The organism is Pseudotenacibaculum haliotis, from assembly GCF_042684245.1.
In the GTDB taxonomy this organism is placed as follows: domain Bacteria; phylum Bacteroidota; class Bacteroidia; order Flavobacteriales; family Flavobacteriaceae; genus Polaribacter; species Polaribacter haliotis_A.
On sequence record NZ_JBHULH010000012.1, the window covers coordinates 174,720 to 200,109 of the forward strand.

A 25,390-nucleotide genomic window follows, 5' to 3' on the forward strand; every position below is an offset into this window, starting at 1 on the left:
TTCGGCTCAGTAATTTTTTACATTTTGTAAAGCCGCTCCCGCCAAGCGGGAGCGATACTTTTTAGTTTTCTATTTTTCTCCAGGCTAATTGCTGTTTTTGAATAGCTTCTGGAAGTAACTGAACTATTTGCAACAAATCTGAATTTGCTAATAGAGGAGCTACATTGTGTTTTTTGCACAAAGCTTCTAGTTCCTTATAGAATTCTTGAAGAGCTAAGTCGCTTTCTTGTTTCTTTTTAGAACGCTCTCTTGCGTCTAAAACAGCTTGTTTTTCCTCTTCTGTTAATTGCACTTCTAGGTCTTTTGTTTTTGTGTTCATGTTTAAAAAATTATAGTGTTATAAATGATTTTTTGATTATGTTAATTGACTTGCTACGTACTGAACAACCCACTCTTTTGAGACAAGAACTTTATCGTTTGCACTATCTATTTGTGAAGTGGATAGATCTGTTCTTGTTTCGTCTTGTAATGTGATTACACCATGTGCTGCTGAGATCTCTACTTCTTCTGAAGTTGTATTGTGAGAGATTTGAAACGCAGGAGCTAATGCCGGAGGAGCAGGGAAAACAGAATTGTCTACCAATCCGCCAACGATGATGCTTCCGTCTACATCTAAATTGGATGTAACATTTGCAGAACCGTTAACTCTGAAGTTGTACCCTCCATTGGTTGTTCCGTTTACAACAACGGAATTACCGTATAAATAAAGAGATTCATCTCCGTGATCGTTGTCGTAAAAACTTAATCCGGCTCCAGCTGATTGCTGTATAGTGTATTGGTGATAGCCTGTTCTGTTTAATCTGATTTTTGCTCCGTTGTCTTGACTGAATTCTAGCATACCATGCATGTCAACATTGCTGCCTTCAACAGTTAAGTTGTTTTTCATTACAACACCTCTTTGAAGGATGAAATCTCCGGAAGCTCCTCTGTCTACACTAAAGATGGTATCTGTGGTTGTGTCACTGGCAGCTTCTAAAGAGAAATCGTTGCTGTCTCCATTTAAATGAAGTCTGAATCCGTAAGCATCTGTTCCCCAAGTAGTATCTACATGTTCTAAAAGATAATAACTTCCTGAGTCGACAGGGTTAGAGCCAAATCTACCTGCATAAATATCTCCGCCTCTACTTTTAATATCTCCTGCTACCCACCAATCAGATTCTGATTGGTAATAATCTCCTGAACCCCAATAGAAAATATGAGATGTTCCGTTGTTGTCTTGAAAAGCAATACCTGTTGCAGAATCACCGCTTTGTACTTTAAGAGGAGCGTCTTCTGTGTCAGAATACATCAAATGACGAGCTCCTGAGTTGGCATAAGCTGAGAATGCTCCTTGGTTAATGGTTAAATTTCCGTGGGTTTGAATTGCTTGATTTTCGTCAATTTCTAAGCCTAATGTGTTGTTGGTGAAAATTTTAAACTGACCATCAGTTTCATAGCCATAGATTCCAAATTCATTTCCTGCGGGCCCTGTGTACCCAACATACCATCCATTGTATGTGTTGTCATCTTTTTGGTAAAAAGTAACCGGTTGTCCTGTATTGTCAAGTCCTCCAACAGTCAAGTTAGCATCAACCCGAGTGTTATCATTAAATCGAGTTGTCCCTTCTACAGTTAAATCTCCTCCAAAAGTAGCTGTGCCTGCTGTGACTATGTTACCTGTTGAACTAATTGAGAAAACATTTGTTCCGTCATAGGCTTCCCAAATAAAACTAGCTCCAACATTTGTCATTAATTTTGTATAAAGATTTGAGCCGTTATTATACATGCTAAAACCCCTGGCATTACCTACTGAGGTATTAAAGTTCAAGACAGCATTTGCTGATGTATTAACAATAGAAAGATCCCCTCCAAATTGACTATCTGTACCTACTCCTAATTGCAATATATTAGAAGAATCTAAATACATCAAAGTTCTGTTGCCACTGTTGGCATTATTTCTCGAAGTAATAGTATCTCCGTTCTCTAATCGGATAGAGCCGTTGTTGGCGGCATTGGCACCGGTAGAAAAACCGGAATTTGATACGATCGCTCTACTGGCAGTTATTTCAGTATTGCCCAATGTTAATATTTCAGCATCAGCAGCCCTTATTTTTAAAGTGTCCGTTTCATGATTATAATTAAATCCACCTATACTATAGGAATCTGTATCGGAAAAATATAAGTTACTGATTCCTTGGTTTCCTCCTAATATTTGCAATTGTGCAGTTGAAATTGCTGCTGTACTATCTGCTACTAGTAAATCTGTATCTGCATGAGAATTGGCGCTACCAGTCTTTCGGATATTTATAATGCCATTAACATCTAATCCGGTAAGTGTTTGAGTTACTGAAAAATTATTGTCTTCATTCTTTTTTGCAACTTCGTCTAAATCTGCTTGTGTTACAATGTCACCGCTTATATCACCAATAGGAATATCATCATATACGTGTCGTAAAGAATCGATGAGATTCTCGTACTGGCTTTGAGTGGGCTTGTCGCCCGTCTCAAAGTAAGATTTTAATATATTTTTTTCTTGTATCATTTCTTTTTGTTTAAATGTGATTATAGAATCTTCAGTTCTAATTCAGAAACTTTGTTTGATGTGTAGGTATAGAAGAATGGATGCCAATTTCCGGTGATATTTACAGTAGTATACGATCCTAAAACTCCATCTACGTAAAACTCTAAAGTGGCAGAGTTGGTGTTAGGAATTTCAATTCTCTTTATTTCAAAAAAACTTCCCGGAGTCCAGCTAAGTACGCCTGGATTTGTGAACGAATCAGTGTTGGGGTACAATCGAAAGGTGTAATCGGAGTTACTGTTCGGATGAGCGCTGGTAGGATCGGTTTTAAATCCAAAGTACATCTGAGATGCAGGATCAGCAGTTTGATGTATTCTCATGCTTAAAGTAAAATCACGATCAGTAGGAATCTCAGAAAAATATCCTACATATTTTCCTCCGCTAACTTGAGATTCCCAGCTCCCTACATCATAAATAAGTTCGTTGTGAGGAAGCATCCAGTCTGTATCTAAAGTATTAGGCACATAAATATCTCCGTCTGAAATACTAAACTGTTCTGAGAGAGTAACTTCTTTTCCGTTGTTTATTTTAGGAAATACATCTCCATAGTTACCGTTAGATTGGATTTCTACCAGCATCTTTTTGTCACTTAAATATTGATAACTAAGTACATTAATATCTGGGCCAAAATCTAGGGTTGTGCCAATTTTAATATTTGCTGCATCAACTTGAATAAAGCGGGTAGTATTTGGTGCAATAGCTCTTGGACTTAATACAGAGAATTCAACTGGAGGAAAAGTAGATAAGACATCCATCCATCTTGCCGGATCTTCTGCTAGTTCTGCATTTAAATCACTTGTTGTATATGTGTTTGTGTTAGGAAAATCTCCAATATACTTATATAAAGAACCGTTGAAAATCCTGTATGTATCACCCATATCAGCAGACAGTACTTCATTTGCTTCGTATTGTTTTAAAGGATTGTTCCATTTGGTTTTTTCTGCTGAAGAAACATGAGAGTTGTTGTCTGCTCTGTGGAGAGCTCCATCTGCAACTTGTTGTTTTTCTGCATCGGTAAAAGCATTCGTGTCGGCTTCAGATTCATAAGCTGTTTTTATGTCTGCGCCTGACATGTTGCTTTGATGCAATGATGTGTCATTAATATGGTCTAACAAAGAGGTTGAAGATGCTTTTGAGTCTAAAGAAGCTTGTAAACTATCTACATCAGCTATTGGTAATTTGTCGTCTGTATGTCTGAAAGCATCAATCAATTCTGCGTATTGTGATTCGCTAGGTTTGTCTCCTGTTTCGAAATATTTTTTTAATTCTGCTTTTGTTTTCTTTGCCATTTTTTTGTTTTTTAAATAGGGTTAATGCCTTTTACAGCAATAATGTAGTTTACTGCTAAAAAGGGTTGCACATTGGTGATGCTTGTGCCGTTTCCAGTTGAGTTTGTGGTAACAGACCCAGAAACCGGAGCGGTAAAAGCTTGCATAGTTGTGTCTGATGTAGTGCTGTAGGGAGGAGCAGCCGCATCAACCCCCGGGAAAGCGCCGCTAGGGCTTGAGGAATTAGCACTTGAACCAGATGCAGGAATAGCAACATTTGCAGTAGCTCCGGAATCAATAGTTCCTGTATGAGAGTGAGCAGGTAATTGCTCTTCTGTTAATTGAATGGTTTCATCTCCTCCCGATTGCCCAATCGTGTAAGAGGAAAGCCCGTTTCCGGAGCCTATTCCTAGAGGAACTCTTCCTTGTAGGTCAGGGACGGCAAAAGAAGTTATTCCGTCTCCACCAAAAGTAGTTCCGATCATTGCAAACAACTCGGGATGTTGTGCAGGATCTAATAACTGACCGTTGCATTTAATCCATCCGTCAGGTGCAAAACCAAAACTCACCGCTTTGATTTCACCAATCATAGGCATTCCTAAGCTGTCAATTAGGTCGGCATAGTTTTGTTGTGTTGGCTTATCGCCAGTTTCAAAGTACTCTTTTAGTACGTTTATGCTTTGTTTCATAAGTTCAATTTTTTTTATTTGTTTCTTCTGAGATTTGCTCTAAGGTGTCTTTTAATCCGGTTGACTTGAATAGGTTGATCAAGGCTTTGAAAGGATTGATACCGTAGATCTTGTTGTAGTTTTCTAGGATCGATTTTATTTCAGCAATGGCAATAAAGCCGGCAATTACTTTTAAAAACGGAACCTCGCTTACAATGTGTTTTTCTAGAAAATAAGCGGAAATAATAACCAGGTTGTAAATGAAAAATTTAGAAACTGTATGTCCGATTCGCTTACTTTCGATCGGCTTTTTTTTTACATAGGATGCATAAGATCCGGTAATGAAGTCGACAACAATCAGTAATGCAACTGTGATGATGACTCCGGTTAAAGGGGCTAGTAACGTAAAAAGCCAAAACGTAAATGTTGAAGGTTTATCCATAGCGTTTCAATTTTTTAAAATCTAAGATTCTGTTCTTAGGGTAGGCTTTAATACAAACGCTGTTACGTTGGTTTCCTCCCAGAACATATACGTATCGTTTGGTTTCTTTTACGTAGAAACCAACGTGTCCTTTCCAGCTTTCAGGTGATTCGCGCCATAGGATCACTACATCACCCCAATCGGGAGTTTCTGTAGATTCTCCTACGCTAAGCCAGCTTCTTGCGTTGAGTTTGCCGGTGTATTCGAATCCGGCAGATTTGGCAACCCAGTTGGCAAAAGCACTGCACCATGCTGTTTCGTCTTTTAGTTTTTCGCCATCAAAACCAATAGAGGTAAAATATTTTACAATCTGTGGGTGATCCTGATGACCTTCAATTTCTTTTACGCCATACTGAGATAGCGCGGTTTTGATAATGTCCATAATATGTTTTAATGTTTTGAGTGTAAGCAGAACAAACTAGGGTCAGAGGGCACGCAATTTTTTTCTTAACCAGATGGGTTTTGCCCTGACGGCCGTTTCTACTTACTATAAGTTGTAATTAAACAGATTGACTGTTATTAGAAAAGCGAATACAAATATAAACATATTACAAAATATATACAAACATATTACATGTAAATAATGTTAAATTTTGTAAAATGTTTAAATGTTTTTTTTTAGATAGTAAAAACCCCGCAATCACGCGGGGTTTTATCATTTGTTTGAATTTTTAAGAGAGCTCTTTTTTCTTTTGCTTTCTATAGGGGAGTTGTACGGTTTTTCGAGAAGAATGATCTTTTCTAAATACAATGCCCCCTTTTTTAATGCCAGTTTGATCAATAGATAGGCTATTTTTTAGATCGAAGGCGATTTTAAAGTCACGTTCAAATCGTTCTACTTTAAATAAGGAGCCATCTCCGGAAATCTCTATACCTAGCTTTTGTTTTAATTGATCGATTTCTTCTTTTGGAATGCACTCGGAAGGAGACATAAATAAACTATATTGTTTTTTACGTTGTCCTCTGCCTATTGAAAATGTGACTTGGTATACTTCGGTTTCAAATAAGGCTTCGGAAACCTCTCCGTTTACAATGGCTACAGACCCTGTAAGGTCTATTTCATTCTTTCTTTTTGTGATTCTGAAAATACGTTCAAGCAATTTTTGAGGGTGGATGTTTTTTCTTTCTTTTTCCATAGGTGATTATTCATTACAGATTAATTATAAAATTCTACGTTCGCAATTTTTCATTCAAGTCAAAAAGAAAGACCGGCTGTAAAGACGGTCTTTGCTTTAGATGTCTTGATTGTAGATCCAAATATATTCCCTATTCTAAATCTAACCTATTTACTTTTGGTTTATTGTTTTGAGTTTTCAATCTTATTGAATGCTTAAATACATTGACTTATTTTTTGCTAAGCACTCTTTACATATCGATATAATATCGTAATAATCTGAAGCTATTCTATTGTTGGGATTGGTTAGAGATAAGTTTAAAAGATACTCTACACCTTTCCATTCAATTACTTTGTTAACTGGTTCATCGTTCTCCAATGAGAGGTTTATTTTTTCTAATATTATTTCTAGCTCTCTTTCAAATATGTTTTTTATAGCGCTCGTATCTATAGGGGGTAATTCGTAATCTTTAAATGTTTCGTTGGCTTTGTTGCCGATAGCTTCTTTTATTAGTTCTTTATATTTGGGTACAAGCGTACTAATGCTGGATCCAACATTGAAAAATCTGTACTCATTTTGCTTAGCAAATGTTGAGTAATATTCTTTATCAAAAAAGCTTTCATTTGATATTCTTATATAGCTCATATTCTACTCTTTTAAAAATTTTACAATAACTTCTTTTTCTGTTAAAGGATAATTTATAGGATCATACCAAACTTTAGTGAAACCATTATCTTTTGCCCATTTACCTGTAAAGGTTTCGAACGCTGATTTTGTAACATCATTGTTGTTTTTGGCCATGGCTTCCCAAAATTTTGTTAGATTGATTGATTGCCCCCCGTATTCACTGTAATAATCACTGTTTTTTACCCAAACACCGTAGATGCTGTCTACCTTTTCAAATTTAGGGTGATTTCTAAAAAATGCTAGTGAATCATCTAGAATAATTTTTCCAATTCCTGAAAATTCATTAGTTACTTTTGGAAATAAAAGTAAATCTGCATATATAATACTTTCGTTATCATTTATTGGGAGGTTGTATGTGTTTTTGCTATCAAACAAGGTGACTTGTAGTTTAGCAGGTCTTTTAGAGCCTTTTAGCTTTAATGAATAAAACGCTGTGATATTTTTAAGATTTCGTGTAATTTCACCTAATATTTTACCAGATCTGTCTACAAGTCTTAGTTTTACAGGTGCTCCATTTTTACCTAAGCTGCCAATGCTTTCAGTGTTTTTTACTGTTAACCTTGTCCGGTCGCTGGTTTTTAATTTGCTTACTTCTTGATCTAATTCGTCTAACTTTTCATTTAATTTTTCGGAAGTTTCTTTTTTGAAGTCTTCAATATCAATTTTTTCAAGGGCTTCTTTAGCATTTTTTGAAATTATATCTTCTGTTTGTTCTATTGCTGCTTTCCCTTGTTTTGCTATTTTCCCAGAAGAAGTGGCAAGCTTTTTTCCTCTAAGTACAGGTATGATATATTCTAATATTTCAGGAATTATTTCACCTATATCCTTAGCGAGACGGTATTTGGTTTCTTCATTGTCAAAATCAAAATAATTTTCTAAATCATCTATATATTGAAGCACTTTTTCGTATGCTATAATGTATAGCCCCTCAGACTCATAGAATATGAGATTGAATAAGTTTTCTAGTTTTTCTTTTAAAGGCTGTGATATTCTATATCCAAATTCATTTTTAAGTATAAGTATTATAATGCCTATGATTTCAAAAATACCAGCTATTAAACTCATTATGCCGTTCCAAAGACCAACTAAAAATGCATTGAGAATCTTTAGTATTTCGGCACTACTGCCTTCAAAATATATATTACTTAAAACTTCTGCGTAATAATCAATTGGTTTTTCAAAGGAGTCGATTAAAGAATGAGATTGATATTTTATTAATAAGGAAATTGGATTGTTTCCTTTGGTTCTGTCATTTATAAATTTTCTCGCTTCATTAAAAGGAGTGCTTAAGAGATTTACAAAGTATTTTTTTCTTTTCTTTTTGTTTGGTTCAAATATAATATCCGGTAAGAATAAGGGGGAGTATTTGTTGCTTTCTAATGCGCCATTCCAATATTTTTCGTCTTCTACTTTTTTACTTCTGAGCCATGTTGCGGCTTCAGTTGACCAGGTGTATAGTTTGTTGGCGACATATCCTCCATTTGCTCTCATTAAGAGAGCTAACCAAGATAAATCATCAAACTTTTTATTGTCATATTCATGGTTTATTGCTTTGATTAATAAATTTCTAAAATCATAAGTTTTTATTTCAGATTCTATTTGATTTTCTAGGGATATGCCTTGTGATGTTTCCCAAGCATTTTTTATAAAATCATTAGCAATATCTTCAGAGTCTTTATCGTTCCAAGGATACTCGCTAAAAAAGTTATATCTTAAATCAGAAACAACTTCTTGGCCAAATTTTACTCTGACAATTTTTCCAAAATCAAATTTTCCATCATCAGTTTCAATAAATACAAGAACTTCAAATTTTTTTGATGGTTTGTTTTTGGGATCATTATACATTTTCAGAACTTTTTCTCCATCAGGATCTGCATAAACTCTAAAAGAATAGGCTGGTTTTTTTTGTGAAGAAAGTATTCTTTTGATTGATAGTATTTGATCGTTTGAAATTTTAAAAGAATTGTCTGCCACATAAATAGAATTCTTGTGTCCGATGATTTTTGAGGAGCCAAACTCTTCAATAGCCCAAGGATGAAGGTCTTTTTCCCAATACTGTCCGAAAGGACTACTCTTAAACTTACTTTGAAAATTGTACGATAAATCTTTCTTGTCAAACTTATCTGTTAATTCAAATATGTTACTCATAGTAATTTTTTTAAATGTGAAACATGGTGTTTTGATACAAAACAAACCTTACCCGCTTCCCGTGTTGTGGTAGAAGAAAAGAGGAAGTAAGTCCTTCGATTGCGTTCGAGGAAACGCTTGGGTAAGGTTTGTAAAACGTGTATTAAAACACTTATACGATGTCGTTATCTTCACCTACGATGTCGGCGCCAATTCCATCTGAAGCATTGGAGCCTTCACCTCCTGAGATTACAAGGTCACTGCCTGTAATTGTAGTGTTATCTCCACAATCTGGGTCACAAGGAAGTCCTTCTTCTTCTAGGAGTGCAGATTTGGCTTGTACAATAGTTAGTGAAGTAGGAACTTGAGTTTTCCATGGTTGCCCTACAGGTTCTCCTACAGGTTCTAACATTTCTTCAACAACAGATAAATACAATTCATCATTAATGTCCGTTACCAATCCTTGTCCATTCCAGATTTCACCAGTAGCCATGTACCAGTTTACAGCAGTTTCAAAACCGGGGCGAACGGGTACGACCATTCTAGACATTCCACTTTGTAAGAATGCTTGGAAAATAGGATCTGCATCTTCTTTTTCTACAATTAATTTGTTCCAGTCTCTCTTGTCTGCATAGTAGTAAGGATACAATTGATACGCCATGATCTCCCAATCGAAAGCTTGCTCAAAGAATTTTACAACAGCTGCGTGTTTTTCAAAATCATCAGAGGCATTGATCTGAGGTTTATCATCAACAATTGAAAAATTGTCTTTAGAGATTTCGATATTGGTTGATTTAGTTAGTAATTCTATTGCTAAGCGTTTGAATTCTCTTCTTTCCATGCTTCTGTTGAAGGTTGGATTGAATCGAATTCTTTCTCCTTCAGTATTCTCCTCAAGATCTTGCTGAGCTCTCTTGAAATCGTTGTATTCGTTTACTCTATCATAATAAGCATTCATGATAGCATTGTAGGTTTCATTCTGCCATTGTTCTAACCCTTCTGAAGTTAACTGACAAGAAATTTCTACGTTTATGCTTCCGGAATGATGTCCCATTACAGAGTAAGAAACAGGAATTGTTCCAGTGTACTTTGAGATAGCTTCTGGTGATAATGTAGTGGTGTGAAAAGCTCTGTCACCAACAACTACATGAGTTCCATAACCAGGTTCATTAGCTTGATGGAAAGCAACTTTAGCAGAAGAAGTTTCGTATCCTTCCGGGATTTCATGTTCTATATTCTCTGCAGCAACCTCGTCCCATTCGGCTTTGTTGGTTTCGGGTGTGGTGTAAGAGAAAGAAGTTCCAGATACAATGTATTGCTCAGGTTTTGGTGAAACTTCAGCATTATAAGCAGCAGCAGTTTTTTGGTAGTTTGATGAAAGTAAATCTTTTGCGCTTCTAATAGGAGTGTCTAATTCGCTTGGATGTGGAGGTTCTGTAGGTTGGATAAGCCCTAAATCTGTTTTACTTGATCCGGTACTTGTTAATAAAGCTTCTTTAAGAAAACGAGAAGGCTCCGGAATAGCAAATTCGTACATCAAACGTTTTCCGTAATTAACAATTTGGTTTTCGTATATCTTGTCTACCCAACGATATACGCCTGTAACATGCTTTTCGCCTTTGGTATTGTCAAATCCATGCTTGTTGTTTTCTTCAAACTCTCGTAAGATTCTTGAGGTTCTCTTAGTGCTCACTTTTTCTACAACACGTTCTAAAGCACGTTCTGTTACTTCTTGAGCGTAAGTCTGTGCTTCGCTATTGGATAAAGAGGTTGAGTTTGATGAAGAAGATCCATAGCTTGCTGATGCTCCAAATCTAAACCTATTGCCGCCAGCACTTACAGAAGTACTTGCGCCAAAGTTTTGAGAATTTTGTTGATCAATAACAGAAGAAGCTTCGCTTTGAAGCTCATTGCGCTCTGTACTTGTTGTGTCTGTTAATTGCTCTAGCTCTCTTTCTGAAGTTTGTTCTGTAGTAGCTTCTGAACTTACCAAAGATCGTGTCGATTTTTCTTTGTACTCTCTTGCTAAGATGTTCTCAATATGAGAAACTTCTCCGGGAACATAGCAGCATATTTCTTGTTCAACACGTCTGTAATCAGCAATCCCAAGATTGAAAACACCTTTTAAACTTGGTTTTGTTACTGGGGTGTTTACCGGGTCGTCTACAGCTCCTTGGATACTTCCGCAACCATCAAAGAAATACTCGCTAATATGACCGCAGGCTACAGGTTTCTCGAAGTAATTAACCTTACTTGAAAAATCTACTGCATCTCCATTGGCAAAATTTAATGTTCCGCTGAATGTGTATGTTCCGTCCAATAATGTTGCGGTATTGTCGAATAAAAATCGGTACAATACTTTTTTGCCATCATTGTTTACTAATGAACTTCCGGTTGTAGTAATGGCAGTTGAGGTGCCATCATGTACTAGTGAGAAAGTAGCACTGGTAATATAAGAATCTAATCTATCTGTAAAGATTTGCATGTCGACAACAATACGTTGTGCAGAAATTTTTACCCCTCTTTTCAAAACACCAGCATAGCAATAAGGTGTGTTTGTTACTAGGTCTAATGGGGTAAGAGAAATTGTTGATCCTCCAATAGAGAATGTTTTTTTAGGATTTTGATTTCTTTTTGATAAAATGTCTTCCTCAAAAAGGATACAATCATTTAATGTCTTATAAATGTCTGTGAATGATTTGTCAGATTCAAATTCTTTTCCATCTAAAATGTCTACTGTTTCTGAAGAAAGCATTGTGTCCGGATCTTCAGGAGCTTTTTCAAATACTTCACCGCTATTGTCTTGGAAATTTAAAGTAGGAGCATCATATTCAAATTTTGGAAGGTCTGCTTCCGGATACGATATTTCTCCGGTAGTTGAATCCACTACTTTTACACTTTCTAACTCAGTTTTTACAGCAGTTTGATGAGCAGCAAGAGCGGCATCATAAGCTTCTTGACTTTTTTGATTGTAAATAGCTTCTTCTTTCTGAAGTTCATCAATAGCAGCTCTATAAGTACGGATATTTTCCTCGGCTAAAGAGGCTCTTAATTCATTTCGTAAGAATTGTCTGGTAGTGTCGGGTAATTCTTCAACAGCTTCTACTGTTTCTACAGTGCTAGATAGTAATACTTCTTTCTCGATAACAACGCTTGCGTTGGCTCTTTTTACAAATTCTTTTTCATCCTGATCGGTAAATAAAACAATTTCTCCCTCTCCTAAATTAGCTGTCATAGCAGTGTGATAAACTTTGAATGCTTTTACAAATTGATTGGCAACAAGCATTTGGATAAAGGCTTCACGTAAGCTAACTGAGGTTTTGTTAATTGTTTGGTATAAAAGGTTGTCCCAGACTTGTGCTTCTTCAGCGGCGGTTAATTCTACGCCGCTTAACGTTCCTTCTAAATACCCTGTCGGTAAATTGCTAGCAACAGAAGCGTATGAAAGGCTGTTTTTGTTTCTCATTAGCCAAGAAGAAAAACTATAAAGGTTAGAAGCGATACTTTTTAAGCTTGATTTTCCTTCTATTAGAGTGAAAGAAGGATTTGAATCGGCACCTTCTAAAGCTGTTCTTTTTGCAGCGTCATCACCTTCGGCAACTCCAGCAACGGCAAGGTAATATGCGCTAATGCTAGTAACGCTTGTTTCGGGTGAGATGAATCCAATAGCGTTTTCTTTGTCTTCAATGGCTTGAGGACTACGTAATGTTACAAACCTAAAAAGGCTTGATTTGATAGGTTTTTTACTCATTTTATTTCATTTAAATTTTTAAATAATTGAGTTCTGATAAGAACTGTTCTTTAATTCGCTTTTCTAATAACAGTTGCTTATAAACCCTAAATGAGTAAGGTTTTAAAATAGATGTTTATTCAATCTGAATAGATTGAATTTCAATTGTTTATCGATAAGATTCTTGTGGTAGATTCTTTGAGGAAGTTGCTAATAATTAAACAAATGTTTTATTTTTTCAATAAATTTATGTAATTTAGCAACATAATACATGGCAAATATACAACATTTTACATAAAATAAAAAATAATCTGTATTTTTTTTGTAAAAAGTTTTACTTCACTAAAAAGAACAATTATGGAAGGAGTTGCGCACAAGATCAGAGCAATTATTGAAGAATTCAATTTAAACAACTACTCTTTTTCAAAACGAATAGGAGTTACCAGCACTACAGTAGATAGTATTATCAATGGAAGGCCGCAGTCAGATGGGTCTCGTAAAAGAACCAAGCCGGGTTATGATGTTTTGATGTCTATTATTGATGAGTTTAACATCAATCCTGATTATCTGTTTGGAAAAGATGATCAGATGATACGTTCAGAAGTGCAAAAGCCTCAAACATATTCAGGAATGCCTCAGGTGGTCGCCGTAAACCCATCAGGGCATGAGAATGTAGTGTATGTTCCTATTAAAGCAAGAGCAGGGTACTTGAACGGATATGGAGATACGGGATATATAGAAACACTCCCAACCTTTAGTATGCCGCATTTAACCAATGGTACGTATCGCTGTTTTGAAGTCTACGGAAACTCTATGGTTCGAACATTTTTTGATGGAGATCTGGTATTTGGAAAATATGTTGAGAGTTTAGAAGATATTAAAGACGGTCGTATTTATGTAATCGTTAGCAAAGACGATGGTATAGTCCTAAAACGTGTAATCAACAGAATAGAAGAACGAGGGAAACTCATTCTTAAAAGTGATAACAAAAACGGAAACTATCCAACATATACTATAGATGCAGAAGATATTATGGAAGTTTGGTATGTAACCATGTTTGCTTCCAAGCAAATGCCCGAGCCTGTAGATGTGTATGATAGATTACACGAATTAGAAAGTCAATTGGTAGAGTTAAAAGAATCCTTAGGGTCATAAAACCACTAAGGACTCTTCTCTTCAACCGATCACATTCTCCGGATTGTATCCTAAATAAGGAACTTTCTTTTCAGAGAATTTAACACCGTATTCTTCTAATTCTTCTAAAATAGGAGTGTATACTTCTTTTGTAATTGGTAATTGTACTCCTGGAGTTGTAATCTCTCCATTCAATATTTTTAGCGTAGCAATAGCCACAGGTAACCCTACTGTTTTGGCCATGGCTGTGTAAATTTGATTTTCACCTTTTACTACCATGCTGCTTTCTATCTGACGCTTTTCACCATTGATCTCATATCCGAATTTGTGGTGCATCACAATCATGTCTTTATCATCTTCCTTCAAGGTCCAAGAATCTGATAAGATCTTTTGCAGGATTTGTGCAGGCGTAGCATTTTTTAAACCTACCTTTTTATTGGCATTAAAAATATCTAACTCAACTAGTTTGTCCCACATCACATCATCTTGATCGATCTTTAAATACGAACGAAGCTTCAACTCAACAGAATCGTTTGGTGAATACGCTAAGAAGAGGTTGGTGAAATCACGATAACTCATGTTCTCAGAATCCTCAATAGTATAAGTGTCATCTGTCATTCCTAATTGTACAAAAGTATTCCACGCTCTAGAGAACCCTACTTTTCTAATAGTGCCACGATACATGGTTGGAATATCATCCAATCCATATACACTTCTGTATTTTAAAGAGTCTCTATTGGCGTAGGCTTCAAACTTTCCATCACCGTTCAATGTTAAAAACTCAGTTCTTCTGAATAACTTGTGATATGGGATGTATTTGTAAGTTCCTTCCTGGATAAATTTTGCAGCTCCTCCTTGTCCTGCTACTACCACATTTCTAGGGTTCCATGTGAATTTGTAGTTCCAAAGATTGTCATCACTTTCCGGAGCGACTAATCCACCGGTAAATGATTCAAATAATAATATTTTGGCGCCGTTGTCTCTGATGCGATCGATAACTTGCATGGCACTCATGTGGTCTATCCCGGGATCTACACCAATTTCATTCATAAATACCAAGCCTTTTTCTTTTACAGCTTCATCTAGAGCCTTCATTTCTTTTGAAATATAAGAAGCGGTAACCATGTGCTTACCAAATTCTACACAGTCTTTGGCAACTTCGATATGAAATCTGGCAGGGAGCATTGAAATGACGATGTCTGCCTTTTCAATTTCTCCTTTTCGCTGTGCTTCATTAAAGACATCAAATTTCAATGCTTGTGCATTGGCATGTCCGTTAATTCGCTCTTCGGCATTTTCTAAAGAAATATCGGCTACAGTAATAAAAAGATTCTCTGGATTGGATTTATCCAATAGGTATTTGATCAGGGAAGAGCTGGATCGCCCAGCTCCAATTACTAAAATGTTTCTCATCTTAGAATTATGATTAATTTTGATTGATTGTAGAACGAAATTAAAAAAAAACAAACCCTTGTAACTTATTTTCTGAATTAGATATGAACAAAAATTTAAGCATTACGGCATTTTTAGGGATAACTGCCATCATATTAGGAGCTTTCGCAAGTCATAGTTTGAAAGAAAAATTAACTCCTGATGCGATGAGTAGTCTAGAAACAGCAATTCGATATCAAATGTATCATGTGTTGGTTTTGTTGTTTGTAAATACATACCAAGACTTTTCGGCAAAGCTAAAACGAACTGCGAGCCTATTCTTTTTTCTGGGAATTCTGTTCTTTTCAGGATCTATATATGCCATTTATCTATTAGGTGTTTCTGCTAAGAGTATTTGGTTTATTACGCCTTTAGGAGGTTTGCTATTTATTATAGGTTGGCTGTTGCTATTCCTGTTCTTTATCAGGAAAGTAATCAACAAAAAATAGTGAATAAAAAAAGGATAGAAGACCAATGGTGTAGAAAATATCCTTAATTTTGCCTCAATTAAGACAAACTAAAAAATAGGAAATGATAGATGTAAATACGAAATCGATTTCGTTAGACGGTCTGGGAATTGAAAATGCGACTGTCCGTTATCAACTGTCTTCTAGTGATTTACACAAAATTACTTTAGAGAAAGGACAAGGTAAAGAATCTTCTTTAGGAGCAATCGCTGTAAACACTGGAGAGTTTACAGGGCGTTCGCCAATGGATCGTTTTATTGTAAAAGACGATGTAACCAAAGACGAAGTTTGGTGGGGGAATATCAATATCCCTTTTGACCCTGAGAAGTTTGACAAATTATACGATAAAGTAGTTTCGTATTTATCCGGAAAAGAAATCTTTGTTAGAGATAGTTATGCTTGTGCAGATCCAAACTATCGATTAAATATTAGAGTAGTAAACGAATATCCTTGGAGCAATATGTTTGCTTACAATATGTTCTTACGACCTACTGACGAAGAGTTGAGAGGGTTTACTCCTGAGTGGACTGTGATCAACGCGCCAGGTTTTATGGCTGATGCTGAGATTGATGGAACACGTCAACATAACTTTGCAATCTTAAACTTTGAAAAGAAGATTGCTTTGATTGGGGGAACAGGATATACCGGTGAGATCAAAAAAGGAATTTTCTCTGCATTGAACTTTATTTTACCTGTATTCAAAAATACATTACCAATGCACTGTTCTGCAAATGTTGGCAAAGATGGAGATACTTCCATCTTTTTTGGTTTATCAGGAACAGGTAAAACCACTTTATCAGCAGATCCAGAGCGTAAATTAATTGGAGATGATGAGCACGGTTGGACTAACGAGAACACCGTATTTAACTTTGAAGGTGGATGTTACGCAAAGGCGATCGATTTAACTGAAGAAAAAGAACCGGAAATTTACCAAGCGATCAAAAAAGGAGCGATCCTTGAGAACATCATCATGGATGAAAACGGAGTGGTAGATTTTACAGATACTAGTATTACACAGAATACACGTGTAAGCTACCCGATTTACCATATTGATAATATTCAACCGGGATCTATTGGAAGAAATCCAAAGAATATTTTCTTTTTAACTGCTGATGCATTTGGAGTATTGCCTCCAATCTCTAAGTTAACACCGGGACAAGCTGCTTATCACTTTATCTCAGGATATACTGCAAAAGTAGCCGGAACAGAAGCAGGAGTTACAGAACCACAACCAAGCTTCTCAGCTTGTTTTGGAGCTCCATTTATGCCTTTGCACCCAACACGTTATGCAGAAATGCTAAGTAAGAAAATGCAAGAAGCAGGAGTTACAGTATGGCTAGTAAACACTGGTTGGACAGGAGGTCCTTACGGAGTAGGTCATAGAATGGCATTAAAATATACCAGAGCAATGATTACTGCTGCAATGGACGGTAGCTTAGAAGAAGCAAACAAAGACAACTATCATATTCATTCTATCTTTGGAGTGCAACAACCAAGAGTATGTCCTAACGTACCAACTGAGGTGTTGAGCCCAAGAAAATCATGGAATAATGATGAAGGATATTATGAGACTGCACACAAATTAGCTGCTTCATTTAAAGACAACTTCAAGAAATTTGAAGAGTTTGCTAATGAAGAAATTATGGCTGGTGGTCCGTTAGTTTAAATTTAGAATCAAACAACCATATAAAGCATCTCTCCCGAAGTTTCGGGATGAGATGCTTTTTTTGTGGATTATTTTCTACATTTAGAAGATATTAAACAAACCATGAGATATATCTATATTATGATTTTAATAGCCATCATTGGCTGTAATTCACCTAAGCAAGAAGAGAAGAAAGAAACAACAAACAAAGCATCGGTAGAAGCTCCTAAGTTAAACCTAGCACAAGCTAATCGATTAGCTCAACTTCCTATTCATTGTGTAGAGGTAGAATATCCAAACAAATTAAATCAGACTATCGGAGGAGATAAAGATTTAAAGTCTCCCAAAGAATTACATCCTGCATTTTATGGTTGTTTTGATTGGCATTCTTCTGTACATGGGCATTGGAGTTTGGTTTCGTTATTAAAACAGTTTCCAGAAATGGAAAGTGCTTCAACAGCCAAACAACAATTACTCCGAAATATAACAAAAGAGAATATCGAGAAAGAGGTAGCTTATTTCTACGGGAAACACAACTCGAGTTATGAGAGAACTTATGGATGGGCCTGGTTGTTAAAACTGGCTGAAGAATTGCACACTTGGGATGATGATACAGCTAGACAATTGGAGGAAAATTTACAACCTCTAACCGACTTAATTGCTCAGAAGTACATAGAATTTTTACCAAAGTTGAAATATCCAATTCGTGTAGGAGAGCATACCAATACAGCATTCGGACTTACTTTTGCATGGGATTATGCCAATACAGTTGGAGATCAAAAACTAAAAGATATGATCGAAACTAGAGCTAAAGAGTTCTATTTAGAAGATGCCAATTGCCCTATTACTTGGGAACCTAGCGGATACGATTTCTTATCGCCTTGTTTGCAAGAAGCAGCCATCATGAAACGCGTATTGTCTAAAGAAGAATTTAAGACTTGGTTCGATAAATTTTTACCTGAGTTAAAGAATACAGATTATCAATTGGCAGTAGGAGAGGTTTCCGATAGAAAAGATGGTAAGCTGGTACATTTAGATGGTGTAAACTTTTCTAGAGCTTGGTGCTTGTATACGATTGTTGAAGGGATGCCGGAATACGATCATTTGAAAAATATAGCAGCAGAACATATCAATTATTCATTACCTAATTTGGTGGGAGATAGTTATGAAGGAGGTCATTGGTTAGGAAGCTTTGCTATCTATGCCTTAAATACATCTAACAATGATTAAGAATCTCTTTAAAAATATTGGTCCCGGAACACTAGTTGCTGCGGCTTTTATAGGTCCGGGAACCGTAACCTTGTGTACGTTGGCAGGAGTAAACTTTGGATTCAACTTGCTGTGGGCAATGGTCTTGTCTATTGTAGCAACCATTGTTTTACAAGAGATGGCTGCACGATTGGGAATTATTTCACAGAAAGGATTATCGGAAGTCATCAAATCTGAGATTAAAAACCCTGTGATCAATAAGATCATGTTGCTGCTAATCTTATCTGCTATTGTGGTAGGAAATGCTTCCTACGAAGCGGGAAATATTAGTGGAGGTATCTTAGGTTTGGAAACATTAATTGGTACTTCTCATATCGAGGTGGGAAGTTTTTCCATCAACGTGATGAGTTGGGTCATCGGAATCATTGCTTTTGTATTGCTTTATATCGGAAATTATAAGTTTTTAGAAAGAGCTTTGATTACTCTGGTATTACTGATGAGTGTTTCATTTATCATTACAGCCATTGTTACAAAACCCAATATTTTAGAGATCATAAAAGGAGCTTTTGTTCCCAAATCACCTGAAGGAAGTTTGCTAACAATTATTGGATTAATTGGTACTACAGTGGTTCCTTATAATTTGTTTTTGCATGCTTCTTTGGTAAAAGAAAAGTGGAGTAAGAAAGAAGATTTAAAAGCTGTTCGAAAAGATACCATTGTATCCATCATTTTAGGAGGTTTGGTATCTATGGCTATTATCATATCAGCAGCCTCTATTACTTCAGGAGAGGTAAATAATGCTGCAGATCTAGCGAAGAGTTTAGCGCCTCTGTATGGAGATTTTGCTAAGTATTTCTTGGGAATTGGATTGTTTGCAGCAGGAATCACGTCAGCTATTACAGCGCCATTGGCAGCAGCTTATGTAGCCAAAGGATGTTTTGGTTGGAAAGACGGATTGAAATCAGGAAAATTCCGTTTTGTGTGGGCTATTATTTTATTATTGGGTGTGGCATTTTCATCTTTCGGGTTCAAGCCTATTGAGATTATCAAATTTGCACAAGTAGCCAATGGAATTTTATTGCCTGTAATCGCCGGAGTCTTGTTGTGGGTGGTGAATAAGAGAGGAGTTCTGGGAGATTTTGTGAATTCAAAAATTCAAAATGCTTTTGGAGTGGTGATATTAATTACCACAATCTTTTTAGGAATAAGAGGATTGGATAAAGTGTTTGGATTCGGATTTTTCTAATAACTAGAGTTCCTGATACAGTTTTCTGTCACCTCGATCGGAGTCGAGAGAAAGAAAACTATTCGAACGAACAAAAAACAAGATTGTGCATATAGATTTTAACTGCGATGTAGGAGAAGGATTGGATAACGAGCATTTATTGATGCCCTTAATCTCGTCATGTAATATTGCCTGTGGAGGTCATGCGGGATCAGTAGAGATCATAGACAAGGTTATCGCTTTGGCAATAGAGAATGATGTGAAGATCGGAGCACATCCTGGATATCCTGATACCGCGAATTTTGGTCGTGTGATCATGGATATTTCAGATGAAGAACTCCAGCAAAGCATAGAAGATCAGTTAACATTGTTTAAAGAGCGAACAGCACTGCAAAATGCGACTGTTCATCATGTAAAACCTCACGGAGCTTTGTACAATTTGATAGCTGTAAACCGAGAGAAAGCAATGCTGGTTCTTAGAGCCGTTCAAGCTGTTTTTGATAAAGTAAAGCTGTATGTTCCATATAATTCAGAAATTGAAAAAGTAGCTTTGGAAAATGGAGTTGAGGTATGCTATGAAGCGTTTGCTGATCGAAATTATAATGAAGACCTTACCTTGGTTTCCCGAAGTCAACCCAATGCAATTTTGACAAACCCCGAAGAAATTGTAGCACATGTTTCTAGGATGGCAAAAGAGAGTAAGGTATTGACTGTTTCGGGAGCAGAAAAAAGTATCAAAGCACAAACCTTTTGTATTCATGGTGATAATGAGAATGTGTTGAATATATTAAAAGAGTTACAACAGAAGTTAACTTGATGTCATACGAACGGAGTGGAGATGTCTCTCTTAGAATTTTCAAAAGTTCTCGACTGCGCTCGAACTGACACTTTAGAAGTGAATAATTGAAGAAATTTAAACTTACATACAAACCTTATGGAGAGTCTGCCATCTTGATAGAGTGGCCTACAGAAATTTCTGAGAAAATTATTCAGGATATCGTAGCTTTTGAGAAAAAGTTAGCCAAGCAACAAGAAATTGTAGATACGATCATTGCATACAACTCTTTGACGGTTAAGTATCGCAATCTCAATAATTATTCTGAGCACTATAAATATCGAGATGCTTTTGAAAGGACGGTAGCAAAACTCAAAGAGTTGTATGCAATGAAGAGTGAGAAGGTTGATCAAAAACAAAAGATTTGGCAAGTTCCTGTTTGTTATGATCTAACATTTGGTTTGGATTTGGAGGAGATTGCAAGAGAAAAGAAATTATCAGTTGAAGAGGTGATCCGTTTGCACTCTGAGCATAGTTATTTGATCTACTTTTTGGGCTTTCAACCCGGCTTTTTGTATTTGGGAGGATTGAATTCTAAGATTCATATGCCTCGAAGAGCGAACCCAAGATTGCGAGTTGCTAAAGGAAGTGTAGGAATAGGAGGAGAGCAAACCGGAGTTTATCCGCAAGAATCTGCTGGAGGTTGGAACTTAATCGGACGTTCGCCTATCAATTTTTTTGATATTGAAAAACCACAGCCTTGCTTTGCAAAAGCTGGAGATAGAGTTCAGTTTGTACCTGTAGATCTTGATGTGTTTCACGAAATAGAAGATTCAGTAAATAATGGAGTATATAAAATAAAGAGTTTATGAAAAAGCTGATTTTGAGATTAGTATTTCCTTTGACAATGCTCTCTTTTTTGTTTGTCACAAAATCATGGTTTGTACATGTTGTAGACGGGCCGGATAAATATATGAGAGGGTTTCCGCTAATATGTGAAGGGCAAGGTTTTCATACTTCAATGTCTACTCAAATATTCGTTGGAGAGTTCTTTCTTAACCTGTTAAGTTATTTTTTGTTCTGGTTTATTATAGTATATCTCTTCAATAGGTTTTTATTGAAAATAAAGCTTCATAAAGCTGCTTATAGGTTTTTAATCTTCCTGTCTGTTTTAGCGTTAGCATTATATGCATCAATGTTAACTCTTGGAGATGTAGAATTTAAATTGAGTAGAGATTTTGATGTCGAGGTAAAATCAACAAGTATAACATTCTTAGGATTATGATAAAAGTGCTACATCCGGGGATTTATACTTCTGTTCAAGATCAAGGACGAATAGGAATGGCGAAAAAAGGCATTCCACAATCTGGATTCATGGATGCATTTTCTGCTGAGTTGGGGAATATCTTATTAAAGAATCGTAAAAAAGAAGCTGTTTTGGAGATAACCTATGGCTTGGGAAAATTCGAGTTTACTTCCGATACTTTTATTTGCCTGACAGGAGGAAACTTTTCTCCTAAGATAAATACATTTCCTGTTGAAATGAATACGGTACATGAAGTCAAGAAAGGAGATTTTCTCTCATTTGGAAGACGTGTGTATGGAGCCAGAGTTTATCTAGCTGTTCAAGGTGGAATTCAGACAGATGTTGTATTGAAAAGTAGAAGTTTCTTTCCGGGAATCACACAACAGCGATTGATAAAAGGAGAGGAATTGAAAATTTTGAAACAAAATTTTTATGAAGCAGGATATTCAAGAGTCAAGGTGTACTATGAGCATTTTGAATCCCCTGAATTGGAATGTTACCCCGGACCGGAATATGATCAATTAAACGATAAGCAAAAGCAACAACTACAACAAGCTTTTACCATTTCTGAAGATAACAACAGAGTAGGGTATCGATTGAATGAACTCATTAAGAACGATCTAAAGCCTATTTTAACTTCTGCTGTTTTACCCGGAACCGTACAATTAACACCATCTGGAAAACTGATTGTTTTAATGCGAGACGCTCAGGTAACCGGAGGTTACCCAAGAGTCTTGCAATTATCTGATTATGCTGTTTCTAAACTGAGCCAAAAAGTGGCGGGGGATATTGTACATTTTATTCTGAGCTTTCAGGATCAAAATTAAAAGTGGAGATTACTATTCCATGATCTGAACCGAACCCTCTCCCTTTTTTATCATCTATATGATCATTAATTATTCTGGTTTCTTGGAAACTCCATATTCTATTTTTTGAATAATCGTAAAATTGTTCACTGACTAAGATATGATCTAAAGATTCTCTAAAGCCGTCATGAATGTAAGTGTAGTAAACATCTCTAAGACTCCTTAACTCTTGCAACTCGGCTACGGAATATAATCCTTTGTCAGATCTACTTCCCTTTCTACTTTTGTGGAATAATTTATATGTTGGATCTCCACTTATTATAGAGGTCGTAACACTTTGTTGGGAGTCATTTAAGTCACCCATAAGAATTACAGGTTTATTATTATTGCTCATCTCTTTATTTAAAACAATTCTAAGAGCTGCGGATTCAGAAGCTCTTCTTATAGTTGATAGAGCATGTCCAATAGCGTTAGAATGTTGTTTGACCTCATCATAATAATTCTCATTAGTAATTCTCATTGGTAGTTTCGATTTCAAGTGAGTTACAAAGCATGTGATATTTATGTTCTCATTAAGTTTAATATTAGCTCTTAATAACGGACGAGAATATTTTTTTATTCTAATATCGATCTTGTACGGAGGTTCATTTCCATAACTCTTTCTAGACTTTTTAAGTTTTAACTCTTCAGGTAATTCTGCTTCCCATTTTTTATGGACAATACTTAGGGGTTTTTTGACGGCTAAAGCTACATTAACTGCATTATTGGTTAATAATGTAACTAATTCGTAATCTTCGTTTAACCCGGCTACTTCAAATGCTTTTTGCAATGCTTCTGGGTGCCACAATTCTTGAAACCCAATAATGTCAGCATCAATTTTTTTTAGCATGTCTGCAGTCCATTTGATTTTTCCTTCATATTCTTTGACACTCCATTTTTTCCCATTATACATAGAGCGATTTGGAAGTTGCAAGTTGTAGAGGTTGAAAGTGCTGATTTTTAATCTTTTGTTCATGGAGTAAATTTTAGTTGTTTAAATAAACTTCTGCTATATGTTTTAACCTGCTGATTTCTTCTTGTCTATTACTTGTTTCTTTAGAAGATGAAGGAGTTTCGGGATCCTGCAAGTTCATGAGACCAATTGCAAGCTCATTCTTTTGTTGCTTTTGTTTTTGTTCATTTTTCTCAGCGGTAGAAGCTCTAGATTTATTAACTTCTTTCCCGAATATGAAACCTACAGCTGTGTAAACAATAGCCTCTATGCTTGAGAAAATATATGTGGCTCTTTCCCATACATTGTTTTCTACACCTGCCATTTCTAATAAGTGCTTGATAAATTTCCCGTACCCGACTAGAATGATTCCTGCGAAAATCCAAGGAGCAATTGCTATTAGCTTTTCAAAAAATATTGTTAGCTTGTCTTTTTCCTCAGTTGACATTTTTTTGATTTTGATATTAATATGAAGTAAATAGACTCCAAAAACCATAGCTACAAAATCCCCACAACTAGGTATTTTGAATCTATGTGTATTCCCTAAGAAAATGTTAGCTTTGCTTTCGCTGTATGAATGAAACCATAAAAACAGATGTTTGTATTGTTGGAGCCGGACCTGCCGGAGCTAGCACTTCTTTAATGCTTGCCAAACTGAAGATTCCGCATGTCATTATTGATAAAGCTGTTTTTCCCAGAGATAAAACCTGTGGAGACGGACTGATACTTTACGCATACAAAGCCTTGTCTATTTTAGATGATCAATTGTTAAAAGATTTTTTAAAGCATCCGAAGTTCTTGCATAGTAAACAAGGACGATTGCATATCAATAACGATTTAAATGTTCTTTTTAAAGAAAGTGAAGATCGTGGTTCTTTGATTACTTATGCAAAACGAATCGATTTTGATTATTTCTTAGTGAATCGCCTTTCCAAAGAATATGCTACGACCGAGTTTGGTAACGAGGTGAAAAAACTAGAGGAGCAAGAAGATGGTGTATTGGTCAAACTCAAAGACGGAAAACAGATCTTGACAAAAGTAGTTGTAGGAGCAGACGGAATTCAATCTGTGGTGTCTCGTAAACTGGCTAAGAATACTATTGACCGAAGTAAGACATCTACATTTATTAACTCCTATTTTGAAGGAGTGGAAGGTTTGCCTGCCAATCTTGAGGCAGAGGTACGCATGCATTACAAAAAGATTCCGTTGTTCTTTTATATTTTTCCTTTGACTGACAATCAGGTGAATGTGAGTTTGGGAGGAAATGCCGAAAGTATTCAGAAGCACGGGATCAACTTACGCGAAGAGGTAGAGCAGATTATCAAAACACACCCAAAAGTAGCACACAGATTTACCAAGGCAACACAAGTTGGCAATTGGCGTGGTTGGGGAATCCCTTGTCATTTTGAGAAGGTAAATGTAAGCGGTAACCGCTTTTTATTGGTAGGGGATGCTGCCGGGTTGGCCAATGCTTTTTACAAAGAAGGTGTAGGAACCGGAATGATGTCAGGGATCTTATGTGCCAGAAAGATTGCTGAATGTATTGAGCAAGACGATTTTTCCGCTGAGTTTTTAGCATCGTATCAAACCGATCTGCAAAACGAGTTTGGTCGTTTTTTAAAGTTTAGCGAACTAGCCATGCGATTTGCTAAGTACAGAAGATCTTTTGCAGGAATGGCTTCTATATTCCGAAAACGTGTAGAGCGTGGTGCGCCTGCAGTGATCAAACGTAAGAGTTGTTGAAACTCTTAATTAATAGAGAGAA

General features: G+C 36.2%; 23 protein-coding genes. 10 read left to right on the forward strand and 13 right to left on the reverse strand.

What is annotated here, in order from left to right; translation table 11 throughout:
- Positions 1-61 precede the first annotated feature (61 nt).
- The 10 genes from ACFSRZ_RS15280 to ACFSRZ_RS15325 form a co-directional block, all read right to left on the reverse strand.
- Positions 62-319 carry a hypothetical protein gene (locus ACFSRZ_RS15280; RefSeq protein WP_379667442.1) on the reverse strand — a complete coding sequence of 86 codons (258 nt, stop codon included), beginning with the start codon at positions 317-319 and terminating at the stop codon, positions 62-64.
- Between the two features lie 36 nt (positions 320-355).
- Entirely contained in the window at positions 356-2,521 is a 2,166-nt protein-coding gene (locus tag ACFSRZ_RS15285) for a hypothetical protein (RefSeq protein ID WP_379667443.1), read from the reverse strand.
- 20 nt (positions 2,522-2,541) lie between these two features.
- Complete coding sequence (locus tag ACFSRZ_RS15290) at positions 2,542-3,849, reverse strand: hypothetical protein (RefSeq protein WP_379667444.1); 1,308 nt, start codon at positions 3,847-3,849, stop codon at positions 2,542-2,544.
- Positions 3,850-3,860: 11 nt separating this feature from the next.
- Entirely contained in the window at positions 3,861-4,517 is a 657-nt protein-coding gene (locus ACFSRZ_RS15295) for a phage tail protein (RefSeq protein WP_379667445.1), read from the reverse strand.
- A gap of 4 nt (positions 4,518-4,521) precedes the next feature.
- Positions 4,522-4,938 (reverse strand): phage holin family protein, encoded by a 417-nt coding sequence (locus ACFSRZ_RS15300; RefSeq protein ID WP_379667446.1) that lies wholly within the window; start codon positions 4,936-4,938, stop codon positions 4,522-4,524.
- Complete coding sequence (locus ACFSRZ_RS15305; RefSeq protein WP_379667447.1) at positions 4,931-5,359, reverse strand: TIGR02594 family protein; 429 nt, start codon at positions 5,357-5,359, stop codon at positions 4,931-4,933. Before ACFSRZ_RS15305 ends, ACFSRZ_RS15300 begins: the two co-directional genes overlap by 8 nt.
- A gap of 289 nt (positions 5,360-5,648) precedes the next feature.
- Entirely contained in the window at positions 5,649-6,113 is a 465-nt protein-coding gene (locus ACFSRZ_RS15310) for a hypothetical protein (protein WP_379667448.1), read from the reverse strand.
- A gap of 183 nt (positions 6,114-6,296) precedes the next feature.
- The gene (locus ACFSRZ_RS15315; protein WP_379667449.1) at positions 6,297-6,737 is read right to left on the reverse strand and encodes a hypothetical protein; all 441 of its coding nucleotides are present in this window, start codon (positions 6,735-6,737) and stop codon (positions 6,297-6,299) included.
- A 3-nt stretch (positions 6,738-6,740) separates the two neighbouring features.
- Positions 6,741-8,927 carry a hypothetical protein gene (locus ACFSRZ_RS15320; RefSeq protein ID WP_379667450.1) on the reverse strand — a complete coding sequence of 729 codons (2,187 nt, stop codon included), beginning with the start codon at positions 8,925-8,927 and terminating at the stop codon, positions 6,741-6,743.
- Positions 8,928-9,078: 151 nt separating this feature from the next.
- Positions 9,079-12,657 (reverse strand): hypothetical protein, encoded by a 3,579-nt coding sequence (locus tag ACFSRZ_RS15325; protein WP_379667451.1) that lies wholly within the window; start codon positions 12,655-12,657, stop codon positions 9,079-9,081.
- Between the two features lie 336 nt (positions 12,658-12,993).
- Here ACFSRZ_RS15325 and ACFSRZ_RS15330 point away from each other — a divergent pair, with 336 nt between their 5' ends.
- A complete protein-coding gene (locus ACFSRZ_RS15330) occupies positions 12,994-13,791 on the forward strand; it encodes an XRE family transcriptional regulator (protein WP_379667452.1) in 798 nt (265 codons plus the stop codon).
- A gap of 21 nt (positions 13,792-13,812) precedes the next feature.
- Here ACFSRZ_RS15330 and ACFSRZ_RS15335 read toward each other — a convergent pair whose 3' ends face one another.
- Positions 13,813-15,183: a saccharopine dehydrogenase family protein gene (locus tag ACFSRZ_RS15335; RefSeq protein ID WP_379667453.1), complete on the reverse strand. Its 1,371-nt coding sequence runs from the start codon at positions 15,181-15,183 to the stop codon at positions 13,813-13,815.
- Between the two features lie 83 nt (positions 15,184-15,266).
- Here ACFSRZ_RS15335 and ACFSRZ_RS15340 point away from each other — a divergent pair, with 83 nt between their 5' ends.
- From ACFSRZ_RS15340 to ACFSRZ_RS15375, 8 genes are all read left to right on the forward strand, one after another.
- A complete protein-coding gene (locus tag ACFSRZ_RS15340; protein ID WP_379667454.1) occupies positions 15,267-15,650 on the forward strand; it encodes a DUF423 domain-containing protein in 384 nt (127 codons plus the stop codon).
- Positions 15,651-15,732: 82 nt separating this feature from the next.
- Positions 15,733-17,334, forward strand: a complete 1,602-nt coding sequence (gene pckA, locus ACFSRZ_RS15345) for a phosphoenolpyruvate carboxykinase (ATP) (RefSeq protein WP_379667455.1) — start codon at positions 15,733-15,735, stop codon at positions 17,332-17,334.
- Positions 17,335-17,436: 102 nt separating this feature from the next.
- Positions 17,437-18,543: a DUF2891 domain-containing protein gene (locus ACFSRZ_RS15350; protein WP_379667456.1), complete on the forward strand. Its 1,107-nt coding sequence runs from the start codon at positions 17,437-17,439 to the stop codon at positions 18,541-18,543.
- A complete protein-coding gene (locus tag ACFSRZ_RS15355; RefSeq protein WP_379667457.1) occupies positions 18,536-19,768 on the forward strand; it encodes an Nramp family divalent metal transporter in 1,233 nt (410 codons plus the stop codon). Before ACFSRZ_RS15350 ends, ACFSRZ_RS15355 begins: the two co-directional genes overlap by 8 nt.
- 85 nt (positions 19,769-19,853) lie before the next feature.
- Complete coding sequence (gene pxpA / locus ACFSRZ_RS15360; RefSeq protein ID WP_379667458.1) at positions 19,854-20,564, forward strand: 5-oxoprolinase subunit PxpA; 711 nt, start codon at positions 19,854-19,856, stop codon at positions 20,562-20,564.
- An 86-nt stretch (positions 20,565-20,650) separates the two neighbouring features.
- Positions 20,651-21,394 (forward strand): 5-oxoprolinase subunit PxpB, encoded by a 744-nt coding sequence (gene pxpB / locus ACFSRZ_RS15365; RefSeq protein WP_379667459.1) that lies wholly within the window; start codon positions 20,651-20,653, stop codon positions 21,392-21,394.
- On the forward strand, positions 21,391-21,807 hold the full coding sequence (locus ACFSRZ_RS15370; protein WP_379667460.1) for a hypothetical protein: 417 nt from the start codon (positions 21,391-21,393) through the stop codon (positions 21,805-21,807). The genes pxpB and ACFSRZ_RS15370 overlap by 4 nt, the downstream gene beginning before the upstream one ends.
- Positions 21,804-22,655: a 5-oxoprolinase subunit C family protein gene (locus ACFSRZ_RS15375; RefSeq protein ID WP_379667461.1), complete on the forward strand. Its 852-nt coding sequence runs from the start codon at positions 21,804-21,806 to the stop codon at positions 22,653-22,655. Before ACFSRZ_RS15370 ends, ACFSRZ_RS15375 begins: the two co-directional genes overlap by 4 nt.
- Here ACFSRZ_RS15375 and ACFSRZ_RS15380 read toward each other — a convergent pair.
- Both ACFSRZ_RS15380 and ACFSRZ_RS15385 read right to left on the reverse strand, forming a co-directional pair.
- On the reverse strand, positions 22,627-23,649 hold the full coding sequence (locus tag ACFSRZ_RS15380) for an endonuclease/exonuclease/phosphatase family protein (RefSeq protein WP_379667462.1): 1,023 nt from the start codon (positions 23,647-23,649) through the stop codon (positions 22,627-22,629). The two genes, ACFSRZ_RS15375 and ACFSRZ_RS15380, sit on opposite strands and share 29 nt — an antisense overlap.
- Before the next feature lie 10 nt (positions 23,650-23,659).
- Positions 23,660-24,073 (reverse strand): hypothetical protein, encoded by a 414-nt coding sequence (locus tag ACFSRZ_RS15385; protein WP_379667463.1) that lies wholly within the window; start codon positions 24,071-24,073, stop codon positions 23,660-23,662.
- Between the two features lie 125 nt (positions 24,074-24,198).
- Between ACFSRZ_RS15385 and ACFSRZ_RS15390 the strand changes: the two genes are divergently transcribed.
- Complete coding sequence (locus tag ACFSRZ_RS15390; protein ID WP_379667464.1) at positions 24,199-25,368, forward strand: NAD(P)/FAD-dependent oxidoreductase; 1,170 nt, start codon at positions 24,199-24,201, stop codon at positions 25,366-25,368.
- The last annotated feature ends 22 nt before the right edge of the window (positions 25,369-25,390 follow it).